This window comes from Virgibacillus salexigens (assembly GCF_014905415.1).
Taxonomy (GTDB): domain Bacteria; phylum Bacillota; class Bacilli; order Bacillales; family Amphibacillaceae; genus Virgibacillus; species Virgibacillus salexigens.
This window is the reverse complement of record NZ_BNEO01000004.1, coordinates 86,829-100,044: the sequence shown is the minus strand read 5'-3', so window position 1 is coordinate 100,044 and position 13,216 is coordinate 86,829. Positions and strand designations below refer to the sequence as shown.

The window sequence follows — 13,216 nt, the reverse complement described above, 5'->3', positions numbered from 1 at the left end:
ATAAATCGAAACGATAAAATTCGATAGCTTTTCGCTATTTCTTCCTTAACGAATTTAATAAAGCTAATTTAGCTTCTAGTGAAATAGCCCGGATTCGTCTGATTTCTTTTTTAGTTTATTTGTTTGTTTATTAATTATTGGTTTTAAGAAGGCGCCAATGATAATTGCTGCCCCTCCGAATATACATAGGAAGAGAATATCTTTGGTGGCCCTATCCCATACAATCCCCCCTACAGCTTCGCGCATTAAATCAATGCCATAGGAGAACGGTAAAAATGGATGGATAACTTGAAAGAATTCTGGCAGCAAGACGACTGGATAGGTGCCGCCTGCTCCAGCAATTTGTAACACTAATAGTACAATAACCATGGCTTTACCAACATCACCAAACACAGAGACCAGCGTGTAAATAATCATCATAAATACCATGCTGATAAGTAAACCAAATCCAATAAACCAATATGGGTGCGTAACGCCAACATTTAATAATAATAAATCGCCACTTGTGACAATGATTGTTTGCAATAAACCAATAGTTATAAAGGTAAATAGTTTACCAAAATAAATTTGTCTACCCGTAAAGTCATCTGATCGATGACTATCTGCTGATAGTAGAGATATCAATAATAAGCCGCCCACCCAAATTGCTAATACCGTATAAAAAGGTGTCATGCCTGTTCCATAATTTTCTATTGGAAATAATTTGTTCTCATTTAATTGAACAGGTTCAGCGAAGAAACCTTTTTCAGCTTCTGGATTATTCTGTAATAGTTGAATTATCTCATTAATATCCGTTTCTCCTTGTATTTCTCGAATCCTATCTGCTAATTCATTCACTTTACTATTTACATAAGGAAACTCTCCAAGTGCATATTCCAGTATATCTTCGCCTTCTCCTAAGCTCCCTTCCGTATTGGAAAGAATTCGCTCTACTTCAGGAATTGTATTTTGAATGTCTACCAATATTCCTCGTGCATTTGCTAATGTAGACTGTGCGCGATCAATTTCCCCCATAACCGTCGGTTCAATATTCTCTTTATATTCTTTAACAAAATCATCTATACTTGTTGAAACATTACTTGACAGCTCTTGTAATTCTGCAATTGTTTGTTGTACTTCTGCATGTTTATCCGTGATAAAAGCAGCAACTTCTTCATTTTTTGTTTGCACCTCATTTAGACGCTGTTGCAGCTCCTCTAACTGTTGTTGTGCTTGATCAATTTTTTCATTATTTGCACCATTCCCTGTATCTCCCGACTGATCATCCTGATTTTGCTCTTGCAATTGATCTAATGCCTGATTAATCGTCGTTATTCTTTGCATAGCTTGCGTAACCTGTTCATTCACTTGATCCGTAAGCTCTTCCCCATTACTAAAATCAATTTCTGAATGTTGGATATCCTGTATAAAATTATTTGTTTTATTAGCTATTTCTTGGACGCGATTTAAGTCTTCTTCAATTTTGGGTGCCATCTCTTCTAATCGCGTTTCTGCTTTATTAAGAAATTCGGTTGTATTATCAATCGTTTGCATTCCCTCGCCAGTGACACGTTCAGCTTCTGGTACTAATGCTTGAGCTTGATTAATAATATTCTGTGCACTACTCGCATCTGTTAATGACTGATTTAGCAAATCATGGATTTCCGGTAACTTTTTCTCCATCTCAAAAATATAATTTTCAAACCGCTTAATATCTGGTAAATCCTTCTCTAATTCAACACCAAGATTATTAAACATATCAAAAATGACACCATTCACAGTGGAAATAAAATTACTACTAATTTGTTCCACGATCACGGAAGCACCTTTTTCTGTGATTTTTGGAGCAATGGCGTTAACCTTCTCATTCACATAATACTCAACATCCGCTTTTTCTGGTTCATCTTCAACGACGGTGCCTAGTTTTTCTGAGAAATTTTTGGGGATAACAATAACTGCAAAATAGTCTCCGTATTCTACTTTTTCCATCGCAGTATCTCTATCTGTGAATTGCCAATCCATTGATTTATCTTCCTTGAGCGTTGCAACTAAATCATCTCCAACATGAATTTGCTGACCCCGAACGGTTGCACCTGCATCTTCGTTAACGACACCGATAGGAATTTGATCTGTCTGTCCATACGGGTCCCATGATGCCTTGATATTAAACCATGCATATAATGATGGTAATAATATCAATCCACCAATTAAAATAGCCGCTACCCAATTTGTAGCAATGTTTTTTATATCTTTTGAATAAATTCTAAAGCTGTTTTTCATACAACTCAACCTCTTTTTACATAATAAATGAATGACTATTCATCTTAGGGCAAAAAAACGATAATATAATGGATGATTATAACAACGTTGTAGAAGTAAATCCAGCCATTTTCAGGAAGATATTGTATTCACAATATTCTTTTTGTGATATGTAAATGAATGCAACCGGATACAACGGGATACTTATAGGAATATGTAAAAGACCTGCTTTTTATTAGCAGGTCAATATATTTAATATACTTATGTGGACAATCTCTATCCAGTTTCTTAAAATATGTGACTATACTGTTTTAGATATGCTTATCTTCCAACTAGCTCCTGTACCAATATGATATGCGTTTGCAAACGATCCTTGATTTAATGCAACACCGAGTTTGTCTAATGAATTTACATAGATTAATGGTTCCCCTAATTGAGTATCAGCAAAAGAACGTCCAAATGTCATGCTATTATTATATACTTCATGAGAATTGTTGGTAATTCTCACATTTAACAAGTCACCATACGCTATTCCTGCCGCTTCAAAAGATTCTCGATCAATGTTCGTCCAAAGGTTGCCAAACCGCACATCCAATATATCAATATGTCCGAATACTTCTCCATTTTCGACCGTTGGATTTGGCTTAGGTAAACTAATTACAGTGTCTACATCTATTTCTGGACCCACTTCTTCAAAATTTATCACAGAAGACGCCAATCTTGCTCCTGTATAGACATACACATCACGACCATGAAATGTATAAGAATCTCCAGATTGCGGTAAACGGTTTACATTTTCATCAATAATTCGTGCTTCTCTTATTCCAATATGTTCTTTTATATGGGTTAGTGTCCCATTATTAGGTGTTACAATATAATGATTATCTGTCGTTTTTATAACGATACTCAGTCTGTTCGTCCCTACCCCAGGATCTACGACAGATACAAAAACGGTGTCTTTCGGCCAATATGAAATTGTTTGATACAAACGATAAGAAGCATTCCATATATTATACGGTGGTATGTCATGGGTCAAATCAAAGATTCGAACTTCAGGATCCACTGAAATTGCTACCCCATACATAGCACTAACTGCTCCATCACTCACCCCAAAGTCTGTTTGTAATACAAGTTGCTTAAACATGTGAACCCCTCCAATATGATTAACTAAAAAACCACGTCTTTACCGTAGAATCGATAAGGACGTGGTTTGTAACATGGTACCACCTTATTTCACTATTTAATTACATAAATAGCCTTTATAAGTACACTAGCTATATTAGCATGGATACTATGATATTAATAACGAGTACCAAATCCCGTCGCAACCTACTTATAATAAAAATTATGTTCAGTTCGAAGCTCTATGAGACCATTGTTCAAGTTTGACGTTTAACTTCTTCTCAGCAAACGAAGCTCTCTGAATAAACAATTCAAACCCTACTTTTCTCTGTCATCGCCTTTTAATTGCTAAATTTACAAATAGTATACGTAATATAGAAAAATAAATCAAGTATCAATTTTTCAAAATATTACAGGAACTAAGCAAATATTCACATCCCGTAACATAATTATCGTCGATTAATACTACCAATATAATCTCTGTAACCCTTTACACATACTTGTTTCACAGGGCTTCTAACCCATGGAAAGCCTGTCCATGAATAGGCAGTTTATACTCAAAAAACTGAAATCTGTGAATTTTATACCATTTCCTAATAATTTCCACAATTATTACATTATTTATAGTATAATGGTGGGGACAGGATATGCAGGGTGTAAGATGGAAGCTTAGTGAAAAGGCTTCTTATACTTGGCGACTGGTAATCCCCTAAGGGAAAGGGGCTGAAAAAAATTGATACCAATTGACAAGACACTTGAGCTGATGTTCTCGTTCGCCACGCTTGTATTGTTGATTGTAAATAGCCGAGAAAACAAGTAAGCACCCTGTCGACGATAGTAACAAGGATCAGGTGAGATGCGTTTGTATCCTATGTTGCAATGTCGCCGTTCCTTGCGGATATCTCTGTCTGAGTCGCAAGTTGCCGCTTGCGACTCATTTGCCGTCCCCAACCTCTATCTCGCCATAACCTTTACTTAAAAAACAACCAATGTAATCTTATTACGTTTCCATCAAAAATATTCATAATCAAGTTAAATGTAATGAATTATCTAAGTATTATTATTATACCCTATTTTGACATAGATAATCGACATAAATATTGATTTTTTGAGGGTTATTCGCTTTGTTTTTGTACTATTCGCTAAGATATGAAAGAATAACTTTCCATTCTTCCAGTTTTCCTGAAAATGACTTCGTGTACCTCCCAGGAATCGGACTTGTTGAAGGTAACTTAACTACATCTACTGGTTTAATTAACGCCGTTGAAAAATACTTCCTAAACGTTTGATACGATTTCCCCCCGTTACAAGCGATTAATTTAATTGTTGGGTACTTATCTAACAACTCTAAAATATTATTAGGGACTTCTTTCTTGATATTGGCATCGAGACTACCTTCACGATAACAATTTGCAATTGTATCCCACAAGGCGATTTGATGCTGTTTGCAGAGTTTTATTTTTTCATGGTAATCCTCTTTTAAAGGTTTATCAAATAAAGTAAACATGATTTTCCAAAAATGATTTCGAGGATTTCCATAGTATTCTTGCTTTTCTAATGAAATCCCACCTGGCATCGATCCTAAAATAAGAACAATAGGATCAGAAGGTAAGATTGGTTCAAATGAAGTTAACGTTTCCAAAAAAAATCACCTCTTATTTATGATTAACGAAAATAGAATCGGGAAAATGATAAATAGTACGCTATGAAAGAAGGGTTAAAAATGAAAGCAATTGTTATCACTAATTATGGTAAATCGGAACAACTTAAAGAACAAGAAGTACCCTTACCTACTATAAAGAATAATCAAGTTTTGGTTGAATTGCACGCAACAGCCGTTAATCCAATTGACTGGAAACTTCGTGAAGGCTATTTAAAGGAGAAGTTTGATTTTGACTTCCCTATTATCCTAGGCTGGGATGCAGCAGGGATTGTGAAACAAGTAGGAGAAGAAGTGACTCAATTTCAAGTTGGAGATCGTGTATTTGCAAGACCCGCCACAACAGCTAATGGCACTTATGCAGAATACACAGCAGTAGATGAGAAACGATTAGCCAAACTACCTTCCTCCATCACGTTCGATGAAGCGGCTGGTGTTCCATTGGCTGGATTAACTGCTTGGCAATGCCTTGTAGACTTTGCCAAAATCAAGCAAGGAGACAACGTATTGATTCATGCTGGTTCAGGCGGTGTAGGTAGCTTCGCTATCCAAATCGCCAAGTATTTTGGTGCGTATGTGGCGACAACCGCTAGCGAAAAAAACGAAGCGCTGGTAAAAGAATTAGGAGCAGATCATTTGATTAACTATCAAACAGAAAACTTCGAAGAAATTTTATCAGATTATGATATCGTTGTGGATACAATGGGTGGAGATATACAGCTGAAGAGTTTTCAAATTTTAAAAGAGGGAGGAAAACTTGTTTCTATCGCGGAACCACCTGATGAAGATATAGCACGTGAAAATGGTATTGTTGCAGGATTCTTATGGTTAGAAGAAAACGGCAAACAATTAGCAGAAATTGCGGAACTTCTTGAAGAAGGAAAAATAAAACCTACCATTGGCCATACTTTCCCTCTTACGGAGGAAGGTCTACAGAAAGCCCATCAGCTTAGTGAAACACATCATGCAAAAGGAAAAATAATTATAAAAATAAAGTAGTTTTGAGACACAAAAGTAATTAAATAAAGAAAAAAACCAAACGAATGATACTTGAATATTCGTTTGGTTTTTTCTGAAACGCTGATGATTACTATGGATACCGTTGTAAGTATTGTAAATAAAATAAAGGGAACTCCAGCTGCAATAACAAGTATCTAGAGATGCAGACAGATGATCGATTTTTGTATACCGACTTAGCTCCAGACCGCGCCCGCGAAAAGCATTCCATATTTTTCATGGCGTTTTTTCAACTGTAGAGATTAATTAAATTCAATCCTACGTATTGGTGTTAATAATTTATCTATTATTGTGATTTTTCACGTTTTTTCAGTATATCCGTATCTTGTATTTTTTTGAGTACTCTATGGTAATACCTTATAAGCTGATCCCGATAATTCTTGATAAAAAGTCCATCCCAAAATAGTAGATAGATATTTGCTAACACAATAGCTAAAGCAAACAGGTTTCCATTCCAAATTTGTGAAAAAACATAGCTAATCGAATGAACACCCTCTGGTCTTCCCACTGAAAACAAAAATGAAAATAACGGGGCGGCGAACGATAAGATAATTGCTGTGTAGGCATATGAAATCGACCTATTTTTAAAATTACTGATTAAAGCTGTAGTTAATGTAAAAACCAAGAAAATAAAATAAAAGACCCAAATCCATGTTGGTAAAGACACCAATTTGTTATCACTCCCTTTAACTTATCTTATTCTATTCTCTTCCCTATTTCGATCCGATTGAATCTGTAGTATGAATAATTCGAGAGACGATTTATTTATCCAATTACTCCCCCAGACATCATCATTTTCCAGCATTGCCCCAAGCAGCCAAATTCTTCTAGCCGTTATAAATAGCGGCAAACTTTGAAAATCATCATCGGATAAATTTCTTTCCTCTAAATAAGCAGACAGAAAAGCATTCCAGCAAGCTTTTTCTTCACTTTGATAATTGCTTCTTATATTCCACCAGGCAACTGCAATATCATAAGCTCTATACCCAATTGCACTGCAGTCAAAATCAAACACTTCGAGATTCCCTTGGTTTATATGCATATTATGATTGTGAAAGTCACCATGACAAAATCCAACTTCAAGTTTCTTATTAGATAGTTCTTTTTTTATATTCTTTACTGCATTTGCTATTTCTTCTTCAGCTTCCTCTCCTAAATATGCTTTAATTAATGGGTTGATTCGTGATAACGGTTCATCGAGCAAATGGGATTCATCTAATTTAAATCCCCGATAATTTGATGAACGAAAGTCGTCGGTTAGACTATGCATCTTACCAAGTAATTCCCCAATTTTCCCAGCATGATTTGGCTGGATAGTGGGACGTTCTCCTGGAGAGTATGTAAAAAGCACACCATACCGCGTCCCTTCAGGGGCTTCTATGGTACTAATCATCGTTCCATCACTTTTAATTATCGGATAGGATACAGGAAATCGCCTTTGTTTCAGGTGCTGTAGCCCGTCCGCCTCAAACTGAATAGAGGAATAATCCCTCCATCCATGACGGTAAACGCGGTATATATAGTAATCATTAGCTGTTTTTATTCGATATGTATCATTTAATCCTCTTGTCAGAAAGATACATTCATCCACGTGGCCAATGTCATAGGTATGCATTAATCCCTTTATGGATGCCTCAGTTATTAACGTATGTTTTGGTTGGACCGCTGTCATATCTATACCCCCAAAAATCATCAAACATTGTTATTACTAACTTCTCTAACAAGCGTAACGTGTCTTAATAAAATTTCACAAGCAAAATTAGTTCATTTTTTTTATAAATTTTCACACAAAACACTTCGGTATTTGTTATGATGGTACATATCTGTATCGAGGTGACGTCATGAAAGCAATACTGATCGGTATATTTGCGGCATTGTTCTTTTCGGTTACATTCATTTTAAATCGTTCGATGGAATTAGAAGGGGGCAGTTGGGCATGGAGCGCTTCCCTTCGCTTTCTATTTATGCTTCCTATGTTATTCATTATTGTTGGCTATCAACAAAATGTCAAACCTGTCCTTACACATATAAGATCTCATCCATGGCCATGGATTCTATGGAGTACCGTCGGTTTCGGCTTATTTTATGCACCCTTAACCTTTGCTACAATATATGGACCAGGGTGGCTAGTTGCAGCGACATTTCAATTAACGATTATTGCAGGATCTATCCTCGTTCCATTATTAAATCAAAAAGTGAAACAGCGTATTCCTTATCGTGCAGTAGTTATCTCTTTCATTATTATCGTTGGGGTGTTCTTTATCCAATTTGAACATGCATCTGCTGTATCATGGTTAAGTGTTATTTTATGTGTCGTGCCAATTCTTATCTCAGCATTTGCTTATCCATTAGGAAACCGAAAAATGATGTTAATGGTGAAAGGGGAATTAAATACCTTTCAACGTATCCTCGGTATGACAATTGCATCCATGCCATTTTGGATATTCCTATCAGTTTTTGGGTTTTTATCTCACGGAGCCCCTGATTCAAGTCAACTTGTGCAGACATTCATTGTTGCCATTTCATCTGGCATTATAGCTACAGCTCTTTTCTTTTATGCCACAGAGCAAGTACAGCATGATAACCATAAACTCGCTGGAGTAGAAGCTACACAATCTGGAGAAGTAATTTTTGTACTAGGTGGAGAATTATTATTTTTAAGTGTTCCCATGCCAGGAGCATTATCTTATATTGGTATTTCATTCGTAATTATCGGAATGATTTTACATAGTTTGCTATCTATTATTAGTGACCGAAAACAAAAATGGACGCCAAAAAAAGCAGGAATAAATTAGAAAAGGATGATTCTCACCGCTGAGATCATCCTTTTTTCTAGGCTTCCTTTTGTCGTACAGCATTTGTTTTATTCTCTGTTGGTGTTTTATCTTTAATAAAAAAAGCTAGGACTAAACCAATAAACGAAATGCCCGTTGCTACATAAAAAGCGATATTCACACCATGAATTTGATCTATAGCAGTAACTTGACTACCACTATTTAATGTAGAAGCAGTCATGATTGTGATTAATAATGCCGTTCCAATCGATGCAGCGACCTGTCTCATTGTATTTGTCATGGCTGAACCATGTGGAATTAAACGATTGGATAATTGATTTAATCCAGCTGTTGTAGAAGGCATCATAATCATCGATATCCCAAACATTCTTAACGCAAATACAACCGTTAAATAAGCGAAAGAGGTATCTGGCGTCAAATTAGTATAAAGAAACGATGTTATCGTCAGTAATAAAAGACCAATAATAACAAGATACCTCGCGCCAAATTTATCAAAGATCCTACCATTAATTGGTGACATAATTCCCATCAGTAAAGCTCCAGGGAGGATCATTAATCCAGACTCAAAAGCAGAGAAACCTGCCATGTTTTGCATATATATAGGAAGTATCGTCTCTGCAGAAATAAGTCCAATAAATCCAATCATCCCTATGATCATCGTTATGGTGAAAATTTTATTTTGAAATACTCTAAATTCTAAAATGGGCTGTGCTAATTTAAATTGACGGGTAATAAAAATGCCTAATGAAATGAAACCTACTAGTAAAGAAATAATTACTACTCGATCAGACCAGCCGATATTTCCCGCACTGCTGAATCCATATAGAATACCGCCAAAACCAAGTGTTGAAAAAATAATAGAAAGGATATCAACTTTTGGAAATGTACGCTTTGTAATATTTTTCATTACAAAATAAGCGACAATAATATCAATGATTGCTAAAGGTAACACAATATAAAACAATGATCGCCACGGAAAATGCTCGACTAGCCACCCTGAAATAGAAGGCCCTAAAGCCGGAGCAAAACCGATAACCAATCCAACTGTTCCCATTGCCGTCCCTCTTTTTTCAACTGGGAAAATTAACAGGAATATCGTCATCATTAAAGGCATCATAATTCCAGCACCTGCAGCTTGAATAATCCTACCGACCATCAATAAGAGAAAGTTTGGTGATAATGCACATATGAGCGTCCCTAATGCGAATATGCTCATTGCTGTAATGAACAAGCGTCTAGTTGTGAACGTTTCTATTAAAAAGGCAGTAATCGGTATCATGATCCCATTTACTAGCATAAAGATCGTAGTCACCCATTGTGCCGTGTTCTCAGTTAATTGTAAATCCGTCATGATATGAGGGATCGCTGTCGCCAGCAGCGTTTGATTTAATATTGCCAAGAAAGCTCCTGTTATGAGTACGATGACGATTGGTAGTTTATTTATTTCTCCTAAATTGTCTATATCGTTTTGTTTCATTTTTTCCCCCCTATTCGTTGAAATTTAAAGTATAATCCTCTTAAAAAGTACCTTTCATTTTAACAGATATATCTTTTTTTACAATAAGTTAGCCTGCGTTATCCATACATGGTTAATCGTATTTGATTATTACCGTTTACGCGAGAACAGCTTTATGGGCAAGAGCATAGAATGAATAAAAACGAAGTGAGTATGTAAAGGGGAGTACAACATGTATTATAACTATTACCCACATCGAGTGGACCAAGTTTTCGCTGAAATTAATGGTGGCCCTTTAGCTCCTGAAATTAACGGTTTCGTAACGTTTCAACAAGTCTACAACGGAACCATGGTTTGTGCTCAAATCGAAGGGCTTCCGCCATATCAAGCCGGACAAGGAGACGGAAGACCGATCGGGCCTCATGGATTTCATCTTCATGAAAACGACAGCTGTCAAATAGGTGATCAACAAAACCCTTTCCAAGAGGCAGGAGAGCACTGGAATCCAACAGATCAACCACATGGTAACCATGCTGGTGATTTCCCTGTTCTATTTTCCAACAATGGCTTTGCGTATATCTGCTTCTTCACCAATAAGTTTCTTCCAACTGATGTTATCGGAAAAGCAATCATCATTCATCAATCGCCTGATGATTACCGTACTCAGCCAGCGGGTGATGCAGGAAAACGATTAGCTTGCGGTGTTATTCAAGGCAGGTAATCTAACTTTTAAGCATTATACAGAATCTGAAATATAAAAATGAATAGGGGCGAATAACAGCTACCTAGCAACATATAAAAAGACGCTCTGTATCTAGCTTAACTTAGCTAGATACAGAGCGTCTTTTTCCATAACCAAGAGAACGACATACGTCATCCAGTTAAAAAGCCTGTAGAAAAACACAGGGGGTTCTCTACAAGCTGAGTACAGATGGTATTCTGTTATTGTCTTATCTTTTACGTTTAAGATGCCTCTTGTTCTTTTAATACTACCGACTTATTTTCTTTTCGTTGCGACAGCATATTAAATAAAATATTTAATAAAATTGCTGTTATACTTCCAGCAACAATGCCGTTACTAGTTAAGATTTGAATACTATCAGGAAGTTTAGCAAATAACTCCGGAACCACTGTTACACCTAAGCCCATACCAACCGAACAAGCAATAATCATTGCATTTTCGGATGATTCTGTAATTACTGGGCCTAGCATTTTAATTCCTTGTGAAATCACCATTCCAAACATTGCAATCATAGCTCCGCCTAATACTGCCGACGGGATAATTGTGGTTAATGCAGCAATTTTTGGAATCAGACCAAGAACAATTAACATACATCCCATAATGATAATAACCTTCTTTTTCTTTACACCTGTTATTTGCATTAGTCCTACATTTTGTGAAAAAGCGGTATATGGGAAAGCATTAAAAATTCCACCTAATAAAATAGCTACCCCTTCCGCTCGATATCCTTTTGCTAAATCTTTTCCTTTTAATTTACGATTCGTCATATCTCCAAGCGCAAAATAGACACCTGTTGATTCGACTAATGATACGATAGCTACAAGGATCATGGTAATAATCGCTGACCATTCAAAAGTTGGTGTACCGAAATAAAATGGATGAGGCATATGAAAATAGGAAGCTTCTGCAACAGACTGTAAATTTACTTTTCCCATAATAGAAGCAACAATTGTTCCTGCAATTAATCCTAATAGAATAGAAATAGATTGAATAAATCCTTTTGTGAATCGATATAACAGAATAATAAAAAATAAGGTGCCAAAAGATAAACCAATATTCGCTAAGGAACCAAAATCGCTTGCTCCTTCTCCGCCTCCCATATTGTTAATTGCAACAGGGATTAATGTTATCCCAATTATCGTTACTACGGAACCAGTTACTACCGGAGGGAAGAAACGTACCAAACTACCAAAAACACCGCTAATTAATATAACCACTAAACCCGATACAAGAATAGCTCCATAAATTGCCGAAACACCAAACTGACCGCCTATCGCAATCATTGGTCCTACTGCAGTAAACGTACAACCTAGAACAACTGGAAGACCAATTCCAATAAGACGATTGTTAAGTACCTGTAAAATCGTAGCAACCCCACACATCAATATATCGATTGCCACTAAATACGTTAATTGTGTAGAAGTTAATCCGAGCGCTTCACCAACTATTAGCGGAACGAGGATAGCTCCTGCATACATAGCAAGCAAGTGTTGAAACCCTAAAGTTGCGTTTTTCATACGACTTTTTCCTCCTTCATAAACGTCACTTTCCCGTCGGTGAGCTCTGCAATGTTCGCAAGTGTTTCTACCCGATACCCTTGATTACGAATTTTTCTTCCACCTTCTTGAAATCCTTTTTCTATCACAATTCCAATTCCAGCAAGTTGGGCATCTGCTTGTTGTAGAATATTAATCATGCCTATTACTGCTTGTCCATTTGCCAAAAAATCGTCCATGATTAATACGGTGTCTTCACTCGTAATAAAATCCTGAGAAATAGAAATCTCATTGGCTTCCCTTTTAGTAAACGAATATACTTCAGCAGAATACAAATGATTAGTTAATGTTAATGATTTTCGTTTGCGGGCAAAAATCACCGGTACCCCCATCGTTAACCCCGTCATAACAGCTGGAGCGATTCCCGACGATTCTAATGTTAAAATTTTTGTTACTCCAGCATCAGCATAACGATCAGCGAATTCCCTACCAATCTCTTGCATCAATTCTGGATCTATTTGATGGTTCAAAAACGAATCAACCTTTAAAACGGATTCTGACAAAACTTTTCCTTCTGATAAGATCTTTTGCTTTAAAGCTTCCATGAAAATCTTCCTTTCTAGCAGTGATGTTGGACAATAATAAAAAAGTTCGAAAACCAGTTTCCGTAAGAACCATGAACGGAAGCTG

Annotated in this window: 10 protein-coding genes and 1 other annotated feature; of the genes, 3 read left to right on the top strand and 7 right to left on the bottom strand. The window is 36.4% G+C overall.

Annotation, left to right across the window (positions count from 1 at the left end; genetic code table 11):
* Nucleotides 1–75: 75 nt before the first annotated feature.
* The 3 genes from JKP73_RS16235 to JKP73_RS16225 form a co-directional block, all read right to left on the bottom strand.
* Complete coding sequence (locus JKP73_RS16235; RefSeq protein ID WP_160807370.1) at nucleotides 76–2,259, bottom strand: YhgE/Pip domain-containing protein; 2,184 nt, start codon at nucleotides 2,257–2,259, stop codon at nucleotides 76–78.
* A gap of 280 nt (nucleotides 2,260–2,539) precedes the next feature.
* The gene (locus tag JKP73_RS16230; RefSeq protein WP_021292069.1) at nucleotides 2,540–3,382 is read right to left on the bottom strand and encodes an SAM hydrolase/SAM-dependent halogenase family protein; all 843 of its coding nucleotides are present in this window, start codon (nucleotides 3,380–3,382) and stop codon (nucleotides 2,540–2,542) included.
* Nucleotides 3,383–3,434: 52 nt separating this feature from the next.
* Nucleotides 3,435–3,704 (bottom strand) — a binding site (T-box leader).
* Nucleotides 3,705–4,495: 791 nt separating this feature from the next.
* Nucleotides 4,496–5,002 (bottom strand): DNA-deoxyinosine glycosylase, encoded by a 507-nt coding sequence (locus JKP73_RS16225; protein ID WP_021292068.1) that lies wholly within the window; start codon nucleotides 5,000–5,002, stop codon nucleotides 4,496–4,498.
* 81 nt (nucleotides 5,003–5,083) lie between these two features.
* On the opposite strand from JKP73_RS16225, the gene JKP73_RS16220 reads away from it, so the two are divergent.
* Complete coding sequence (locus JKP73_RS16220; RefSeq protein WP_160807371.1) at nucleotides 5,084–6,019, top strand: NADP-dependent oxidoreductase; 936 nt, start codon at nucleotides 5,084–5,086, stop codon at nucleotides 6,017–6,019.
* A 709-nt stretch (nucleotides 6,020–6,728) separates the two neighbouring features.
* On the opposite strand, the gene JKP73_RS16215 is transcribed toward JKP73_RS16220, so the two are convergent.
* The gene (locus JKP73_RS16215) at nucleotides 6,729–7,709 is read right to left on the bottom strand and encodes a phosphotransferase (protein ID WP_021292065.1); all 981 of its coding nucleotides are present in this window, start codon (nucleotides 7,707–7,709) and stop codon (nucleotides 6,729–6,731) included.
* 169 nt (nucleotides 7,710–7,878) lie between these two features.
* On the opposite strand from JKP73_RS16215, the gene JKP73_RS16210 reads away from it, so the two are divergent.
* Nucleotides 7,879–8,832, top strand: a complete 954-nt coding sequence (locus tag JKP73_RS16210; RefSeq protein WP_021292064.1) for a DMT family transporter — start codon at nucleotides 7,879–7,881, stop codon at nucleotides 8,830–8,832.
* Nucleotides 8,833–8,869: 37 nt separating this feature from the next.
* On the opposite strand, the gene JKP73_RS16205 is transcribed toward JKP73_RS16210, so the two are convergent.
* Nucleotides 8,870–10,309, bottom strand: coding sequence for an MDR family MFS transporter (locus tag JKP73_RS16205; protein ID WP_038245700.1), 1,440 nt, complete (start codon nucleotides 10,307–10,309; stop codon nucleotides 8,870–8,872).
* A 211-nt stretch (nucleotides 10,310–10,520) separates the two neighbouring features.
* On the opposite strand from JKP73_RS16205, the gene JKP73_RS16200 reads away from it, so the two are divergent.
* The gene (locus JKP73_RS16200; RefSeq protein ID WP_021292062.1) at nucleotides 10,521–11,009 is read left to right on the top strand and encodes a superoxide dismutase family protein; all 489 of its coding nucleotides are present in this window, start codon (nucleotides 10,521–10,523) and stop codon (nucleotides 11,007–11,009) included.
* Nucleotides 11,010–11,251: 242 nt separating this feature from the next.
* Here the strand turns inward: JKP73_RS16200 and JKP73_RS16195 are convergent, their stop codons facing one another.
* Nucleotides 11,252–12,547 (bottom strand): nucleobase:cation symporter-2 family protein, encoded by a 1,296-nt coding sequence (locus JKP73_RS16195; protein WP_021292061.1) that lies wholly within the window; start codon nucleotides 12,545–12,547, stop codon nucleotides 11,252–11,254.
* Nucleotides 12,544–13,131 (bottom strand): xanthine phosphoribosyltransferase, encoded by a 588-nt coding sequence (locus JKP73_RS16190; protein WP_160807373.1) that lies wholly within the window; start codon nucleotides 13,129–13,131, stop codon nucleotides 12,544–12,546. The genes JKP73_RS16195 and JKP73_RS16190 overlap by 4 nt, the downstream gene beginning before the upstream one ends.
* Between the last annotated feature and the right edge of the window lie 85 nt (nucleotides 13,132–13,216).